Annotated in this window: 13 protein-coding genes; 5 read left to right on the forward strand and 8 right to left on the reverse strand. The window is 55.2% G+C overall.

Features of this window, described 5'->3' with window-relative positions; genetic code table 11:
* Positions 1 to 46: 46 nt before the first annotated feature.
* The gene (locus tag H8B15_RS17630; RefSeq protein WP_216859192.1) at positions 47 to 1,270 is read right to left on the reverse strand and encodes an MFS transporter; all 1,224 of its coding nucleotides are present in this window, start codon (positions 1,268 to 1,270) and stop codon (positions 47 to 49) included.
* A 224-nt stretch (positions 1,271 to 1,494) separates the two neighbouring features.
* On the opposite strand from H8B15_RS17630, the gene H8B15_RS17635 reads away from it, so the two are divergent.
* Positions 1,495 to 4,284: an aminopeptidase P N-terminal domain-containing protein gene (locus H8B15_RS17635; RefSeq protein WP_187320965.1), complete on the forward strand. Its 2,790-nt coding sequence runs from the start codon at positions 1,495 to 1,497 to the stop codon at positions 4,282 to 4,284.
* A 75-nt stretch (positions 4,285 to 4,359) separates the two neighbouring features.
* On the opposite strand, the gene H8B15_RS17640 is transcribed toward H8B15_RS17635, so the two are convergent.
* Complete coding sequence (locus H8B15_RS17640) at positions 4,360 to 5,277, reverse strand: AraC family transcriptional regulator (protein WP_187320966.1); 918 nt, start codon at positions 5,275 to 5,277, stop codon at positions 4,360 to 4,362.
* 164 nt (positions 5,278 to 5,441) lie between these two features.
* Here H8B15_RS17640 and H8B15_RS17645 point away from each other — a divergent pair, with 164 nt between their 5' ends.
* The 4 genes from H8B15_RS17645 (at position 5,442) to H8B15_RS17660 (ending at position 8,982) form a co-directional block, all read left to right on the forward strand.
* The gene (locus H8B15_RS17645) at positions 5,442 to 6,968 is read left to right on the forward strand and encodes an aldehyde dehydrogenase family protein (RefSeq protein WP_187320967.1); all 1,527 of its coding nucleotides are present in this window, start codon (positions 5,442 to 5,444) and stop codon (positions 6,966 to 6,968) included.
* Positions 6,969 to 7,169: 201 nt separating this feature from the next.
* Positions 7,170 to 7,517 carry a hypothetical protein gene (locus H8B15_RS17650; protein WP_187320968.1) on the forward strand — a complete coding sequence of 116 codons (348 nt, stop codon included), beginning with the start codon at positions 7,170 to 7,172 and terminating at the stop codon, positions 7,515 to 7,517.
* 27 nt (positions 7,518 to 7,544) lie between these two features.
* On the forward strand, positions 7,545 to 7,949 hold the full coding sequence (locus H8B15_RS17655; RefSeq protein WP_187320969.1) for a DUF779 domain-containing protein: 405 nt from the start codon (positions 7,545 to 7,547) through the stop codon (positions 7,947 to 7,949).
* Positions 7,950 to 8,112: 163 nt separating this feature from the next.
* Positions 8,113 to 8,982, forward strand: coding sequence for a manganese catalase (locus tag H8B15_RS17660; RefSeq protein ID WP_187320970.1), 870 nt, complete (start codon positions 8,113 to 8,115; stop codon positions 8,980 to 8,982).
* Positions 8,983 to 9,369: 387 nt separating this feature from the next.
* Here H8B15_RS17660 and H8B15_RS17665 read toward each other — a convergent pair whose 3' ends face one another.
* The 6 genes from H8B15_RS17665 to H8B15_RS17690 all read right to left on the reverse strand — a co-directional run bounded on the left by H8B15_RS17665 (position 9,370) and on the right by H8B15_RS17690 (position 17,721).
* Positions 9,370 to 9,825 (reverse strand): YybH family protein, encoded by a 456-nt coding sequence (locus H8B15_RS17665; protein ID WP_187320971.1) that lies wholly within the window; start codon positions 9,823 to 9,825, stop codon positions 9,370 to 9,372.
* An 86-nt stretch (positions 9,826 to 9,911) separates the two neighbouring features.
* Positions 9,912 to 10,403: a glycine zipper domain-containing protein gene (locus H8B15_RS17670; RefSeq protein WP_187320972.1), complete on the reverse strand. Its 492-nt coding sequence runs from the start codon at positions 10,401 to 10,403 to the stop codon at positions 9,912 to 9,914.
* Positions 10,404 to 10,605: 202 nt separating this feature from the next.
* A complete protein-coding gene (locus H8B15_RS17675; RefSeq protein ID WP_187320973.1) occupies positions 10,606 to 11,526 on the reverse strand; it encodes an alpha/beta hydrolase in 921 nt (306 codons plus the stop codon).
* A gap of 131 nt (positions 11,527 to 11,657) precedes the next feature.
* A complete protein-coding gene (locus H8B15_RS17680; protein ID WP_187320974.1) occupies positions 11,658 to 14,954 on the reverse strand; it encodes an efflux RND transporter permease subunit in 3,297 nt (1,098 codons plus the stop codon).
* Between the two features lie 178 nt (positions 14,955 to 15,132).
* On the reverse strand, positions 15,133 to 16,290 hold the full coding sequence (locus tag H8B15_RS17685) for an efflux RND transporter periplasmic adaptor subunit (protein WP_187320975.1): 1,158 nt from the start codon (positions 16,288 to 16,290) through the stop codon (positions 15,133 to 15,135).
* Positions 16,291 to 16,302: 12 nt separating this feature from the next.
* A complete protein-coding gene (locus H8B15_RS17690; protein WP_187320976.1) occupies positions 16,303 to 17,721 on the reverse strand; it encodes a TolC family protein in 1,419 nt (472 codons plus the stop codon).
* Between the last annotated feature and the right edge of the window lie 16 nt (positions 17,722 to 17,737).

A 17,737-nucleotide genomic window follows, 5' to 3' on the forward strand; every position in this document is an offset into this window, starting at 1 on the left:
TGAGCTTGCGAAGAACGACACTCTTATTTTGTCCGCTTTTTCTTACTCAACGCCCGTAAAACCGATTAATCAGCCACGCCCCTCCGACAAACGCCAGCCCTACCCCGCACACGCCCAGCCAGCCAAAGGCTGTCCAGGCCAATCCGCCGGCGTAGGAACCTAGAGAGGCGCCGATAAAGCAGGCTGTCATATACACTGTGTTGAGGCGGCTGCGGGCATCAGGCACCAGCGCAAACACCTGCGACTGATTGGAAATATGCGTGAGTTGCTGGCCTACGTCGAGAATGACTACCCCAATAATCAGCCCGACGAGGTAGTGGCCGCCCAGCGCCAGCAGCACATAAGCGCCTAAAAAAAGCAAAATACCACCGCCCAACGCGTACTCGGCCCCGCGCTTATCGGCCGATTTGCCGGCCAGTGGCGCCGCCAATGCACCCGATGCCCCAATCAGGCCAAAGAGACCAGCTGTGTCACTATGGTAGCCATAGGCAGGGCTTTCGAGAAAAAACACGAGAGTAGTCCAGAAGGCGCTGAAGCCCGCAAACATGCAGGCGCCCACCAGTGCCGAGCGGCGCAGCAGGGGTTGCTCGCGGGTGAGCTTGCCCAGAGAGCGGAGCAAATCCTTGTAGCTGCCGCTGAAAAGCGGTTGATGGCGAGGCAGCATCAGAAATAGAACAGCACTGAGCACCACCATGGTAGCGGCCGCGGCCCAGAACATAGTGCGCCACCCAAAATGCGCCCCCACGTAGCCACTGATGGTACGCGAAAGCAAAATGCCAATCAACAAGCCACTCATTACCTTGCCCACTACCCGGCCGCGTTCCTGGTCGTTGGCGAGGTGGGCAGCCAAGGGCATCAAGAGTTGCGGTACCGAGGAAAATAAGCCGGTAAGCAGGCTGGCAAGCAGCATAATGCCGAAGCTAGGTGCTACAGCCACCACCACCAGACACGCCGCCGCGCCCAGCAATTGCAGGATAATCAGCTTTTTCTGTTCCAGCTTATCGCCGAGTGGCACCATAAACAAAAGGCCCAGCGTGTAGCCTACCTGCGTGGCCGTGGCTACCAAACTGGCCCTACCCTCAGTAATACCAAACGTGTCGCTGATTTCGACCAGCAGCGGTTGATTGTAGTAGAGGTTGGCCACCACCAAGCCACAGGTAATGGCCATAAGCCACACCAGCGCCGGCGCAATGGGCGGTTGGGTGGTAGGAGCGGTAGGCCGATCGGGGGCGGCAACAGCAAGTGGCACAGCGGCCGGCGAAGTAGGCATAACACAAAAGCAAAAGGCACCCGAACAACTGGGGTTAGATCTACTAACCACCAAGCGCCGGCAATGGTTGTAGCGGCGTGTTTCGGGGAGAGTGCAGGCTAGCAAGGAGGTAGAGTAATACGCTGTCTGTAAGTGGTAAAGCCCGAGCCGTTCCTCAAAACTCTACAGGGGCAATTTTAAATTGTAGTAGTTTTGAAAGCACCGCTCCGTATTCCTTTTAGCTAATGCTTTCCACTACTTTCGCTATACAGAATAGACAACGCTTTGCTGACGAGCTACTTCCAGAATCCATAGCGCTTGTCGTTGATAATAGCACAGGAGTTTCCGATCCGGATACTACCCCTTGTGGTAATCAGTCGGATGTGTATTGGCTTACAGGATTACAGCAGGCGGGTGCTTGTCTGTTGCTCTTTCCAGAGCATCCTGATAAAGCGCTACGTGAAATACTATTTGTTCGGCAAAGCGATGAAGCAGCAGTGGCAGACATCGCACGCAGCACAGGAATTGCTACCATATACTGGCAAACCGAGGTGCTGCGTGTTCTCGGTAAGATGCTGCCGCTAGCTACCCATGTTTATCTTACTGCCAGCGAGCAGCCGCAGCCCGAAACTCCCAATTTGCTTGAGGCTAATGACATTGCGCGATGGTGCCAGCATAATTTTCCGCTGCACAACTATCAGCGGGCATCTCCGCTGCTTACCCGTCTGCGTCAACAGAAAACTCCGGCAGAACTCGTTATGGTGCGGCGTGCAGCGCATCTTTCAGTAGTTGGTTTCACAGAGGCAATCCGTAGCCTACGTGCCGGCTCTACGGTAGCGGAAGGTAGAGCAGCCATTCAAGCGGCATACCTTCCCTATGAGCAGGTCAATTGGGTAGGGCATCTGCAAGTGGTTGCGCCAGAAGAAGTTGCCAGCGGCCTTCGTTATCGGGATGGGCACGCACGTTGCCAACAGGCTGATACCATACTGATTACGGCGGCTGCCTCCTGCCAGGAATACAGTGCGGGTTTCACGCGTAGCATCGCTTTCAACGGGAGCTTCACGCCACATCAACAGGAAGTATACAGGGCAGTGCTACAAATCCAGCGGGAACTGCTGCTTTTTATCCGTGCCGGAAGGTATGGCTATACGATACAGGAGCAGTACCAGAAACTGCTTGTGGCGGCGTTGGTGCGTCTGAAAAAAATTACGGAAGAAGAGGCGCAGCAGCATAGTGCCGCATATCATGCGCAGCGGTACGGGCATTATAAGCTAACGGAAGGAGAATGCTCAGACACAGATGCAACACAGCTTCAGTATAGGGAATTACCTACCAAGGCAGTTGTTTTTTATGAGGTAGGAATTTGCATTGTCGATGAACAACTAGATATACGAATTGGTGATAGTTTGCTTCTAACAAAAGGACCCGTTGAATTATTAACGGAGACTGTTCCTACAGAAACGAAAAAACTAGAGAAGTGGCTTGGCAGCCCCACATTACAAAAACAAACAATAGCTACTGATCAAAATAAGCTAGCCAGTAGTTCTGCAGAAAATGGGGTGTTGCAAAAGGCTGGAGGAGTCATCGGTAAATTATGGCAGTATGCTTACGTATTATTATGTATTCCTCTTTTGCTAGATCTTGGCTATTCTTATGTGCAGCATATCAATGTTCCGCACGATGGAGACATGGTAGCACTTATTTTACCTCGTTATTGGAATAGTATAGTACTAGAAAACCCGTTGGCACTTAAAGTGTTATTGCATGGCGAGCGATATTCTAATCCTAATCGATATTTTGCACATCAGGCGCTCTACACCTATATGCGAAATATGCCGCTTATTTTGCAGCATTTCGTAGATGCGATATACAGCGTTTACATGGCCAGCGCAATAGCCAAAACGCTTTTTCAAGCCTTACTTATTGTAATGCTTTCATATTATATTTCAGATAGAGCTTCTGTGTATGGTAAATATTTTATTGTAGCTGCTGTTATCATTACGCCTTTTTTTCAAACAGCAGGTATCTATAATGGTCAGATGGGAATCATTGATCGTTCAATTACTTACACATTTTTTTATTCATTTCCTTTAGGATTGTTACTCATCTATTTTATGCCAATATATAAGCAGGTGTTTTCTATGAGGAAAGAGAAAATATCCGTCTTATGGCATCTTTTTCTACCTGTACTCGCGCTGGTGCTAGCCCTAAATGGGCCTCTGATACCAGCCGTAGCAGGCCTAATGTCGATTGGTATCATTACTTACCTAGTACGACATCACATACAGATGAATTCGTACATGACTATTTCGGTGAAAGATAGAGTCAAACTAGCCTATAGAGATATACCTAAAGGCGTTTTGTGGCAGATTGTATTTTTTATATTTCTGTGTATATATTCATTGTATATCGGGACTTTCAATGTAGAAAACGTCAATGAGTTCGGATTAAAGGAATTGTATAAAAAGCTTATTGAAGGCTTGTGGTATGAGTTAGGTCAATATGCAGGCTTTCCATTACTGGTGTTGTCTGTTATTATTAATTTGATTATCATCAATCAGCTACCTCAAAACGACCGTACTCGCAGAATTATTACTGCTGCTAAATGGCTGTTAGTTTTGTCGGTTGTGTATATAGCGCTTTTGCCTTTCGGGGGTTATCGTACATATAGGCCGTATCTCTTGAGAAGAGATACGGTAATGCCAGTTACGCTGTGTTTGATGTATTTAGTAGGGGTTTCGTCTCTATATATTATATACTGCAAAAAGTTTTTGCATATAAGATTTTACATATCATATCTATTTTTGCTAATTGCATTCTATTCTGTTAATGATATTTCTAATTTAAAGGAGAATAACTGTGAGGTAGATGCACAGAGAATCATTGCTAAATCTCCTGATAAAATTGTTCATTTAGAACAGAATTGCTCTGTAATGGATTGGGGTACTATTACGGATTATAAAAGGTCGGAGGAGCAAAGTAAAATGATGAAGTTTTGGAATATTACGAAGGAAGAGAAATTGTATTATCACTAATAGTATAAATGGAATAACGGGGTTGTGATACAACTACTGCCTGCCAAGCGCCGGCAATAGTTGTAGCGGGACATATTAAAGGCAGCGTTTGCGGTAGGCGCCCGGCGTGAGGCCTTCGGCTTGTTTGAAAAGCCGCTGAAAATAGGCTGTGCTGGTGAAGCCTACCCGGTAGCATACATCGGCCACCGAGGCCAGGGGCTGGCGCAGCAGGCGTTTGGCCTCGGCTAGGCGCTCCTGGTTGATGTACTCTACGGGCGTGATGCCCAGCTCCTGCCGAAAGACCCGGAAAAACGTGGCTTTGCTCATACAGGCCAGGTTGCTGAGCTTGTCGATAGTGAGCTTGTCGGCGAGGTGCTGCTTGATGTACTGCACCACCGCCGCAAAGCGGTGGGAGGTAGCGTGCTGGGCGTAGTTGTGAAAGAGCAGCTGCCGGGCCTGGGTCTGCATCAGGCGCACCAGCATTTCCTGGATAGTGAAGTTGGCGAGTACGTCCTTCACGCGGCCCGTATCGCGGGAGAGTTGCACAAGGCGCTCCAGGGTACCCGTTAGCTCCGGTGTGTTGGTGAGGTGGGCGTGCTCGGCGGTATCGAGGCGCCAGGGTAGGTGCGCTTCGGCGTGCGGGTATTCTTCGTTCAGCAAATCAACAGTTTGCCGGATGGTTTCCGTAGGAATGGCCACGGCCAGGCACTGGGTAGGGGCGTCCTCGGTGGCCTCCGGAAAGTCGATGACCATCGTCTGATCTTCGCCCACCAGCACCGACTCGCCGGGCAGGTAGTCGAACGCCGGGCGACCGGGCAGGTGCATCACCTTTTTGCCGCGCAGCATGGTGGTGAGCACCAGGTGACCCATGCTCAGGGGCACCTGCTCGGCTACGCGGTGCGTCTCAAACACGTTCAGCTCGAAGGCATCAAGCGAGTAAATCGTGCGATTTTCGACTAGCGTGGTCAGCTGCTCGTGGGTGTGGAGCGGGTGCGACAGGGTAGGGTGGGACATGGCGGGTGAGGTGTAGGGCAAACGGACAAGCTAGGTTTAGCTCTAGTAGAGGGAGGCCCAACTTGCGACAATAGAACGCTTTACTGCGAGAATAGTACATCTTTTTCAGCAGAGTAAAAAGTAGCTTGCCTCTATCCGAACACACTCTAAAAAATCCCGCTTTTATGGAAACGATGGAAAAAACTACCACGCTAGTGGAGCGCCCTACCTTCAAAGACCACTACGATAACTTCATTGGCGGCAAGTGGGTAGCGCCCACCAAAGGGCAGTATTTTGATAACCCGTCGCCCATTGATGGTAAGGCATTTACCAAGGTGGCCCGCTCCACCAAAGAGGACATTGAGCTGGCCCTGGATGCCGCCCACGAAGCCTTCAAGACCTGGAAAAACGCGTCGGCTACCACGCGCAGTAATATGCTGCTGAAAATTGCCGACCGCATTGAGGAAAACCTGGAGCACCTGGCCGCCGTGGAGTGCGTGGAAAATGGCAAAGCCATCCGCGAAACCCTGAACGCCGACTTACCCCTGGTGGTAGACCACTTCCGCTACTTCGGCAGCGTCATTCGGGCCGAAGAAGGTAGCGCTACCGAGCTGAACGAAAACACGTTGTCGCTGAACATCAACGAGCCGCTGGGCGTAGTGGGACAGATTATCCCCTGGAACTTCCCGCTGCTGATGGCCACCTGGAAGCTGGCCCCCGCGCTGGCCGCCGGCTGCTGCGTGGTGATGAAGCCCGCCGAGCAAACGCCCGCCAGCATTATGGTGCTCATGGAGCTGATTCAGGACTTGCTGCCAGCTGGGGTAGTAAACGTGGTGAACGGCTTCGGACTGGAAGCCGGCAAGCCGCTGGCCTCGTCGCCGCGCATCCAGAAAGTGTCGTTTACGGGCGAGACTACCACGGGCCGCTTGATTATGCAGTACGCGTCGGAAAACATCATTCCCGTGACGATGGAGCTGGGCGGCAAGTCGCCTAACATCTTCTTCAAGAGCGTGATGGATGCCGACGACGATTTCCTCGACAAAGCCATTGAAGGCGCCGTGATGTTTGCCTTGAACCAGGGCGAAATCTGCACCTGCCCCTCGCGGATGCTGGTGCAGGAAGATATCTACGACGAGTTTATTGCCCGCGTAATTGAGCGCGTAAAGGCCATCAAACTCGGCAACCCACTTGACAAGGAAACTATGATGGGTGCCCAGGCCAGCAACGACCAGTTTGAGAAAATCCTGAGCTACTTGGAAATTGGCAAGGACGAAGGTGCCGAGGTGCTCACCGGTGGCGAGGCCTACCAGCAGCAGGACGGCGCCCTGGCCGAGGGCTACTACATTCAGCCCACGGTGTTCCGCGGCCACAACAAAATGCGGATTTTCCAGGAGGAAATCTTCGGGCCGGTACTGGCCGTAACGACCTTCAAAACGGTAGACGAAGCCATTGAAATAGCCAACGATACGCTTTACGGCCTCGGCGCCGGCGTCTGGACCCGCGACGCGCACGAGCTGTACCAGGTGCCCCGCGCTATTCAGGCCGGCCGCGTGTGGGTGAACTGCTACCACGACTACCCCGCCGGCGCACCGTTTGGTGGCTATAAGAAGTCGGGCTTCGGCCGCGAGAATCACAAGATGATGCTGGAGCACTACCGCCAGACCAAGAACATGCTGATCAGCTACAGCCAAAAGCCGCTGGGCTTCTTTTAGCAGGTGAGGTTGTGAGGTAAAACGCGTGTCATCCTGAGCTTGCGAAGGACCTTCTCACGCGTGAACGACCATCGTAGCAACGACTCGTTCACGCGTGAGAAGGTCCTTCGCTCTGCTCAGGATGACACGCGTTTTTGAAAGCAAGCATCTTTTTCACAACAAGTTGCGTCTCTGGAATAGCCATTCAGTATATACTTTGCTATGAAACTCTACCTATTGCTACTCGCTACCCTCGGTGCAACTTCTGTTGCACAGGCACAGCTGCTACCAACTCCTCATCAGCAAAACCCCGATTGGACGCTTCAGAAAGTGGAAGCACAAACCAGTGCCGGTATTGCCACCGCGCCGCCTCCCGCCGCCGACGCCATGCCGAACGCCATACAACAAAGCATTTCGAGCGCCGGCAACCACCGCCGCGTGTGGGATGCAAAGCGCCAACTAGCGTATGAGTGGGTGAGCCGCCCCGACGAAATGGCACCCGATAAGTCGGTGCTGGTGCGCGAGCAGCGCACGGGCGCCGTGTATACCTACGCTCGCAAAGCGAAGTAGCATTCGTTTCAACCTGATCTCCTACCCATGCCATCCGACCTAACGCCCAGAGTATTAGTGACCCCCGCCGCCGAAGCCACTATCGATTTGCTGCGCGACGAGCACGGCCCGCTGATGTTTCATCAGAGTGGCGGCTGCTGCGACGGTTCTTCTCCGATGTGCTTTGCGGCGGGCGAGTTTCGGGTAGGCGCCAACGATGTGTGGCTGGGCTGCATCCACGGCTGCAATTTTTTTATGTCGGCTAGCCAGTTTGCGTACTGGAAACATACCCAGCTCACGGTGGACGTAGTGAAGGGTAGGGGCGCCAGCTTTTCGTTGGAAATCCCGCTGGGCGTGCGGTTTCTGATTCGCTCGCGCATGTTTACGGAAGAAGAGGCCGACAACCTCACGCCCGTATTCGACGGCGACGAATACCCAAATGTTGCACGTTAAACCCGTATAAATGCGGTGGTGAGGGATTTATACGGAGACCTAAGGACAAAAAAGTGTTCCTAAAATCCGTATTTTCTGAGCTGTTGCAGCGGTAGGGTAGGGCGTATAGATAGACAGCCGCAGCGTGACTGCGGCTCTATCCACCACATCCTACACCTTTCCTATGTTCTACCACGATAAGAAAACCCAGTACAAAGTACGGGTTGAGAAGCCTAATCCAGCGTTTGCGCGCATGTTGCAACAAGCCATTGGCGGCATTGAAGGCGAAATGCGCGTGTGCTTGCAATACCTGTTTCAGGCATGGAATGCCCGCGGCCCGGTAAAGTACCGCGACATGCTACTCGACACGGGTACGGAGGAAATTTCGCACATTGAAATGCTAGCTACGGCCGTGGCTCTCAACCTGGAAGGCGCCCCGCTGAGCGTGCAGGAATCGGCTATTAAACAAGATGGCGTAGTAGGCGCCGTATTGGGTGGCATGAACCCGCGCCAGTTCCTATCGGCTGGCCTGGGCGCCCTGGCTTACGACTCAGAAGGCGTACCGTTTAGCGGTGCCTATGTGGTAGGTAGCGGCAACCTGATGGCCGATATGTATACCAACGTAGCTGCCGAAAGTACTGGCCGCGCCCTGGCTACCCGCCTCTGGGAAATCACCGACGACCCCGGTATGAAAGACATGCTGTCCTTCATGATTGCCCGCGACACCATGCACCAGCAGCAATGGCTGGCCGTAATTGAAGAACTGGGCGGTGCCAAAGGCCTACCCATTCCCAACTCGTTCCCACAAAGCAAGGAAAATCAGGAGTTTAGCTACGCCTTCATCACGCCCAATATCGATGGTTCGGGCACGCCCGAAGGCCGCTGGACACACGGCTCCAGCATCGACGGCAACGGCCAGTTCTCGGTACTGAAGGCCCAGCCCTACGGCGACGAGCCCAAACTGGCGCCACCCGTACCCGAAGGCCACGCCCAAAAAGAGCAAATGGCCGTCACGGACACCATCATCGGCAACGTGAAGGACGCTTTTAGCTAAGCACCTCTTGCGTAGTACAAAGCCCCCGCTACTACTGGTAGCGGGGGCTTTCTGTTTTCTGTAAAATAGGTCTTACGCACATGTCGTCTGCCGGTCCGACGCCGTAGGCGTCAGACCGGTTGCCGCCTGCCGCCATTGCACGAACGACATGAAGACGTAGCGGACGCATCGGTGCATGCATGCGTCCTCGATATCAATAGATAGCGCGGTAGTCAGCAACGGCAACCGGTCGGACGCCTACAGCGTCGGACTGGCAGACGACATGTGCGTAAGTAAAAAAACAGTTTTTGACGTATCAAGCCCCAGCGGGGCGACACCACTCGTTGCCTGAGGGAATGTCGCCCCTCTGGGGCTACAAACGAGCAATAGGTCCGTCCTAGAGCGAAACTACTTCACCTGCACGGGCAAGTCTTCGAGTTGGGCGTAGCTGAGTTTCCATTTGTTGTTGGCGTCTTTCTTCCAAAGCAGCATGTAGTTGCCCTCACCTTCGCCCTGAGGACCGCCAGCGGTTTCGGGTAGTACCTCCGCCGTGAAGGTACCGGCGTCGTAGGCGAGCTGCGTATCGGCGCTAGAACTGGCAGTATACGTTTTCAGGTTGGCGATGCTGCCAATGGTGGCTCGCACCCACTTATCGGCTACTTCGGCTTTGCCTTTGTAGTGGGTTTCGCCCTGTACAAACTGCACGTCGTCGGCCAGGAGCGAATCAAGCTGAGCCGTGTTCTTGCTGTTCCAGGCACCAATAAACTGCTGGTTAAGGCTTTGCACGTTCACAGCGTCGGAAGCCGTATTGGAAGAGCACGATGCCAGCACGCCGCCGAGCAGGAGGCCAAAAAGGATTCTCATAAAAAGTAAAAGGTAGGAGAGACAAAGAGAGTAGAAAGCGCAAGTGCACGCGCACGCCTGCGCTTTCCAATGCAAAACGGTTTGTATTACCAGCTCTTGCGACGATACTCGGAGGTAGGATAAGGCGTATCCCGCTCCCCATAGGTGCTATTCACCAAATAGCCGTTGGCCAATACGGTGCTGGCAGCTGGCTGAGTCGAAGCCGAAGTAAGCGCCATAGCCGCTGGAGCAGCGGCTACACCGTTGGTGGCAGAAGCCTTGCGAGCGGCTGTGGCACGGGCAGCGGCGGCGCGTTGGGCGGCGGCGCGGTTGGCGGCCGCAATGCGGGCACGCTCTTTCTGTTTGTTGTCGATGTGCTTGCCCACAGCGTAGCCGGCGCCAGCGCCTACTACACCACCTACCACGCCGCCCGCGGCCCGGTTGCGCTTATGGATGAGGGCGCCGCCCAGGGCACCCGCACCCGCACCAATGATGGTGCCTTTGGCCTGTGGGCTGATTCTCTTCTGGGCCTGCGCTTCGGGGCGCACAGCTGCCAGTAGGAAAAGCACGAGCAGGAAAATATAACTGGCCTTTTTCATGATGACAGATCGTTAAGGTGAGAAATCAGTATTTGATTCTGACAAGTTTTTACAAGCATTGTGCCATATCAGATTATCGCGCTCTGAGGACACAGGGGGCATATACGGCACATACTGCCAAGTGGATTTTTTTGTTTTATGAAAGTGAAAGTCCCCGGTAATTATTACCGGGGACTTTGCATTGTAACAAGATAACGCACTTTTACTTGGTCAGCCAGCCATTGGCCGCCAGCCAGTTGCGCAGGCGCTCGGTCCACTCGTCCTGGGTGGTTTGGTTGTGCAGGCCGAAGCCGTGGCCGCCCTTGGGGTAGAGGTGCATTTCGGCGGGCACCTGGTGGTGGGTGAGGGCCTGGTAGAACACTAGGCTGTTCAGCACGGGCACAGTTTTATCGTCCTGGGCGTGCACCAGGAAGGTAGGGGGCGTTTGGGTTTTCACCTGCAACTCATTGGAATACAACCGAAGCTGATCGGCCGGCGCGTTTTTGCCCAGCAGATTATCCCGCGAGCCCGCGTGCGCCAGGCTATCCGAGAAGCTGATGACCGGGTAGAGCAGCATCAGAAAATCGGGGCGCACGGAAGTGGGGCCGGCTTTGCTGTAGGCGGGCTGGGCGAAGTGCGTGCCGGCTGTGCTAGCCAAGTGGCCGCCCGCCGAGAAGCCCATCAGCCCAATCCGGTTGGGGTTTACCCGGAACGCGGTAGCCTGCTCGCGTACCATACGAATGGCTTGCTGGGCATCGAGTAGCGGGGCGGTGGTTTTGTCCGGCTGGCTTTGGTCGTTGGGTAAGCGGTATTTCAGCACGAAGGCCGTCACGCCCATCTGGTTCAGGCGCTTGGCCACATCGTAGCCCTCGTGGTCGATGGAAAGGCGGCCATAGCCCCCGCCGGGGCAGATGATAACCGCCGTGCCCGTCGCCTTATCGGCCGGGGCCAAAAAGACCGTGAGGGTAGGCTGCACCACGTTGCTGATGCGCACGCCGCCATTGGCCAATGTAATGCTGGTCTCCTTCACCTCACTGGGTTTAGAATCGGGAATATTTCCCTTGTAAAGTGGCAAAACCTGTTGGGCGTGGAGCATGGGCGAAGTGCTAAGCAGGAGCAGGGCAGCAAGGGCAAGGTGTTTCATAGTATGCTAAATACAGTGTCATCCTGAACGCAGTGAAGGACCTCATTACGGAAGAACAACAGTCGTTTCACCAACTCGCTCTTACGTGATAAGGTCCTTCGCGCTGCTCAGGATGACAAGAAAAAAACAGATTACGTGCCCAGCTCTGGCGGCGTTTGCTCGTCGCGCTTCTGCTTTTCGGTTTGCTTATCGTTCTTTTTATCTTCTTCCGAAGGGCCTTTGGGTGGCGTGTTGGGCTCCTGCGAGCCGTGCTGGGCGTGGCCGTGCTCCTCAGGGTTATAGTCTTTCGACATTTCGGCTAGTTTTTCCTTGCCGTAGGCCAGCTTGGTGATGTTCAGGAACAGCACCGGCACGGCAAAAATGGCCAGGAAGGTAGCCGCCAGCATCCCGCCCGTCACGGTCCAGCCGATGGTTTGGCGCGATACCGCACCTGCGCCCGAGGCGAAGGCCAGCGGCAACACGCCCAGAATAAAGGCCAACGAGGTCATGATGATGGGGCGCAGGCGCAATTCCACGGCCTCAATGGTAGCCTCCATCACGGGCACGCCGCTATCCACGCGCTCCTTGGCAAACTCCACAATCAGAATGGCGTTTTTGGCGGCCAGACCAATCAGCGTAATCAGACCAATCTGTGCGTACACGTTGTTGGTCAGGCGCGGAATCAGGGTGAGGGCCACAATGGCGCCAAACGCTCCCAGCGGCACCGACAGCAGTACCGAGAACGGTATCGACCAGCTCTCGTACAGCGCCGCCAGCAGCAGGAACACAAACAAAATCGACAGACCGAAGATGATAATCGTGCTGTTGCCGGCATTGATTTCCTCGCGGCTCAGGCCCGAGAAGTCGAAGCCGTAGTCGGCGGGTAGGGTTTTGGCGGCCACCTCCTGCAAGGCCGTAATGGCCTGGCCCGAGCTGTAACCTTCTTTAGCGTCACCGTTGATTTCGGCGGAGCGGAATAGGTTGAAGTGCGAAATCAGCGGGGCATTTTCTACCAGCTTGTAGGTGATGAGCGAGCCCAGCGGAATCTGCTGGCCCTGCGCATTTTGCACGTAGTAGCCGTTCAAGTCGTCGATGTTCTGGCGATAGGCAGTGTCGGCCTGGGCTACTACCCTAAAGTTGCGGCCGTACTTGGTGAAGTCGTTGATATAGGCCGAGCCCATGAACGTCGACATCGTGTTGAAGATGTTCGTGAGCGGCACGCCTAGCTTCTTGGCCTGCTCGCGGTTCACCGTTACCTGGTAGCCAGGCGTTTGGGCCGTGAAGAAGGTGTAGGCCCGTGCAATTTCGGGGCGCTGGTTGGCGGCGGCCACAAACTTGTTGATGTTGGCCTCAAACTCCTTGATATCGGTGCTGGCCTCGCGCTGTTCCAGCTGGAAGCTGAAACCACCCGTGTTGCCCAGGCCCGGAATAGCCGGCGGCGGCACTACCCGAATGTTGGCGCCCTTAATCACCGAAAACTCCTTTTGCAACGACGCCACTACCCCCTGCAATTGCAGGGCCTTGTCCTTGCGCTCGTCCCAGGGCTTAAGCTGTACAAAGTAGGTGCCGCTGCTGGGCTTAAAGGAGAAGTTCAGGGCGTTCAGGCCCGCAATGCCGGAGTAGTTGTTCACGGCCGGCGCTTTCTCCTTGAAGATCTGCGACATCTGCGCCATCACGGCGCGAGTGCGGCTACTAGCGGCACCCGCCGGCAGCTCAATGGATACGTACAGGCGGCCTTCGTCCTCCGTCGGGATAAAGCCCGAGGGCTTGGCGCGGAACAGTCCAAACGTGCCCGCATATACCAGCACCAGCAGAATAACTACCAACGGCGTAAATTTCAGGCTGCGCTTCACTCCGTTGGAGTAGGAATGCGTGACGCGGCCAAACCACTGGTTGAACTTGTAGAACAGCTTGTTGATGCCCTTGGCATCGGCGCTTTGCTCCGAGGGGCGCATCAGCAACGAGCACAATGCCGGCGTGAGCGACAAGGCAATGAAGGCCGACAGCACCACTGAAATGGCAATGGTGATGGCAAACTGCTGATACAAACGCCCTACAATACCCGGAATGAACCCCACCGGCACGAACACCGCCGCCAAGATCAGGGCAATGGCAATAACCGGGGCCGTGATGTCCTTCATGGCCTTTTCGGTAGCCTCGCGGGCGGAGAGTTTTTCCGTGTCGATGTAGTGCTGCACGGCCTCTACCACCACAATGGCATCATCTACCACAATACCAATGGCCAGCACGAAACCAAAGAGCGTGAGCGTGTTGATAGTGAAGCCCAGCGGAATGAACAGAATGAACGTGCCTACAATAGCTACTGGCACGGCCAGAATGGGGATGAGGGTAGCGCGCCAGCTTTGCAGGAACACAAACACCACCACCGTTACCAACACCAGGGCTTCAATCAGGGTGTGCAATACTTCCTCAATTGATACGCGGACCACCGTTACCGATTCAAACGGCACGCGGTAAGCCACGTCCGGCGGAAACTTCTTCGACAGCTCTTTCAGCGCCTCATTTACACCGTCGGCGGTTTCCAGAGCATTGCCGCCGGGCACCTGGTTCACCAGCAGCAGGGTAGCGGGCTGACCGTTCACGGTGGCGGCGCGGGAGTAGCTGAAGCTGCCCAACTGAATGCGGGCAATGTCGCGCAGGTACACCAGTGAGCCGGTTTGCGGGTCGGTACGCACAATCACGTCGCCAAACTGCTCGGCGGTGGTCAGGCGGCCGTTCACGAAAATGGTGTACTCAAACGCCTGCGAGCCATACTGCGGCGCCGAGCCTACCGAGCCCGCCGCTACCTGAATGTTCTGCTCGCGCAGGGCCGTCGTCACGTCAGTAGCCGTTAGGCCCAGCTGCGACATCTTATCGGGGTTCAGCCACACGCGCATCGAAAAGTCTTGCCCAATGCTGGTCACGTCGCCTACCCCCTTCACACGCAACAAAGCGTCGCGCACGTAGATGTTGGTGTAGTTGTCGAGGAACTGCACGTTGTGCGTGCCCTTGGGCGAATACAGGCCCACTACCATCAGAATGGTTGGGTTCCGCTTTTTCACCGTCAGGCCCAGGCGCTTCACCTCGTCGGGGAGCTGGGGCTGGGCCACGCTCACGCGGTTCTGCACGTCCAGCGTCGCAATGTCGATGTCGGTTCCGATTTCAAAGGTCACGTTCGACGACAGGTTGCCGTCGCTGGTGGCGTTGCTTTGCAGGTAGGCCATGCCGGGCGTACCGTTCACCTGCGTTTCGATGGGCGTCATCACCGTTTGCTCCACCGTGAGGGCGTCGGCCCCCGTGAAGCTTCCCGAAATCTGCACCACCGGGGGCGAGATATTAGGGTATTGGCTGATGGGCAGGTTCAGAATGGACAGCACCCCAATCAGCACAATGACGATGGACACCACAATGGCTGTGACGGGGCGCCGGATAAATACGTCTGAAATCATAGAAGGAAGCGCGGAGGAAAAACGCGCGTATCGTTGCTGATGTTGACCGTCATGCTGAGCGCAGCGGAGCGGAGTCGAAGCATCTCTACTGATAGTAATTCCTGATGAGTAGGATTACCGCTGCGGTAGAGATGCTTCGACTCCGCTCCGCTGCGCTCAGCATGACGGCCTTTATTATTTATTTGCCCTGGCCTTGGGCGGCTGCGGGTTGGTTAGGGTCGCCTACCTGCACCACAGCGCCCTGGCGCAGGTTCTGCACACCGTCGCTGACGATGGTCTGGCCTTGCTTCAGACCCTGGCGCACCACGGTTTTGCCTTGTATTTTGGCGCCGGTCGCTACCTTTTGCTGGGCTACTTTGTTGCTGTCGCCTACCACGTACACGTAGAACTCACCCAGTTGCTCCACCAATGCCTTGGTCGGAATCACGAGCTGGTTGCCGTTGTCCTGATTGCGCACGCGCACTGTCACGTTCATCCCAGCTTTCAGGAGCTTTTTCGGGTTCGGGAACTGCACACGTACGCGTAAAGTGCCGGTTTGCGGGTCTACGGCGCGGTCTACCGTCACAATCTTACCAGGCATTGTGTATTCTTGATTGCCAGGCAACAGCAGCGTAAACAGCGAATCTTGGCGGGCGCTGGTATTGCGTTGCAACTCCAGAAAACGCGTAATATCAGCCTCGCCAATGTTCACGTCTACTGCAATCGGATCTTCAGCCGACACTGTATTAATCAACGTTTGGCCCTGCGTAACGAGGCCGCCCAGTTTCACCTGCGCAATACCAATGGTGCCCGTAAGGGGGGCCGTGATGGTGGCGTGGCGCAAATCGAGGTTTACGCTGCGCAGGTTGGCGCGGGCGGCTTCTACTTGCGAGGCCGCGTTGGCGCGGCTGGCCTGGGCAATATCTACTTGCTGCTTGGCCACGGCGTCGAGCTTATCGAGACGCTCGTAGCGCTGGGCGTCCTGCACGGCGCGGTCGTAGTTGGTTTTGGCCACGTCCAGCTGGGCCTGGGCCTCGTTGGTGGCGGCTGCGTAGCGGGTGCGGTCAATGGTATACAGCTTCTGGCCTCTCGTCACGTGCTGGCCATCCTGCACGTAGATATTGGTCAGGAAGCCCGTCACCTCGGCCAGCAGCTGCACCTCGTTCAGGGGTACCACCGTGCCGGGGTAGGTGTCGGTGCTTACCACATCTTCGCTTTGCACTTTATATACGGCCACTGGCACAGCCGGGGGCGGCCCTTGCTGCTGTTGTGCTTCTTCGTCCTTGGAGCCGCAGCTGGCTAGTAGCAGCGCACTGCTCACAAACACGGGCCACACTCGCTTAGAATTCCACGTCATGGGATTCGTTTTTTACTGATTCTGATTGAAGGTAATGTTGCCCAAGGCCCGCTGCACGTCTAGCTTGGTAGACAGCACGTTGAACAGCGCGTTGTAGTAGCTGAGCTGGGCCGTGCGCAAGTCGGTTTCGGCGATAATCACGTCTAGGAACGTGCGCAGGCCCTCGCGGTATTGCAGGTTCAGGATGCGGTACACCTCCTTGGCGTCGGCCACGTTCTGCTCGATGGTATACAACTCGTTTAGGGAGCCTTTGTAAGCGCCCATAGCTTGCTCAAACTCGCTGTTGATCTGGTTTTTGGCGTCGAAAATGGTTAGGTCCAGCTGCTCATCCTGCAACTCCGCAATCTTCAGGTTTTGTAAACGCCGCGTACCCGTGAAGATGGGTAGGGCCAGTTGCAAACCGGCCTGTTGGTTGGGGAAGGCCCGCTTATACAACTCCGAAAACTCGTTGTTCTGGTAGACGCGGTTGTAGTTGTAGAAGCTCGATAGCGAGGGGAGGAAGCCGTAGCGGTAGTAGTCAATGTTGTAGCGCTGGAGCTGCTTCTGCGTTTGGAGCTGCTGAATCTCTACCCGCTTTTCGTAAGCCAGCTGCACAGTAGTATCCAACAGCGTCTGGCGAACCATTTCCAGGGTATCGTAGCTGAGGGCCAGTTTGTTGTCGGGCGCCGCACCCATTAGCTGCTTGAGGGTAGCGTACTTGCCGGGTAGGGAAGCGGCCGTGCTACGGCGCTGGGCAGTGGCGTTCTTCAGCGAAATATCAGCCCGCAAAAAGTCTGTTTTATCGGCAATGCCTACCTCGTACTGCGCCTTGGCATCGCGCACCTGACGTTCCTGGCGCTGAATGTCCTCCTTCAAGATGCGAAGTTGTTCCTCGGTCAGCAGAATGTCGTAAAACGCCTTGCTCACGTTGGTCACCACATCAATCTTGTTGAGCGATGTGGTTTGTGCGTAGTTGAGGCGCGTGGCCCGCACCGAGCGGGCGGCCCGCAGCACATCGTTGCTATACAGCAGCTGTGTAGCCTGCAACCCAATCGTCGATACGTTTTTCAGACCGATACGAATGATTTGCTGCCCGGCTGCGGGGTCAGCAAAGTTGGGCAAAACAGAGGCTTGCAACTGAATGTTGCGGGTGTATACGCCCGTGCCATTGATCTGCGGCAGCCAGTACGAAAGCCCAATGCGCACATTGCGTTCGGCAATGCGCTCATCCAGCTGCGACTGCCGCACAAGGGGCTGATTGCGCAGGGCAAACTCCACACATTGGTCGAGGGTAGCGTTGGCGGGCAGGGGTTGGCCTACGGGCGCAGTCGGAGCTTGGGCCGAGGCGCTGTGCAGCACCAGCAGCATAGCCAAGGCTGCTAGCCAGTGCCGAGGGTTAATGCGCGGCCAACTGAGTGGCCGGGGCATCAGCCCGAGTACATCTTGTATCATGTATTGCAATCGTTTT

The sequence above is a fragment of the Hymenobacter citatus genome, assembly GCF_014333615.1.
Taxonomy (GTDB): Bacteria; Bacteroidota; Bacteroidia; order Cytophagales; family Hymenobacteraceae; genus Hymenobacter; species Hymenobacter citatus.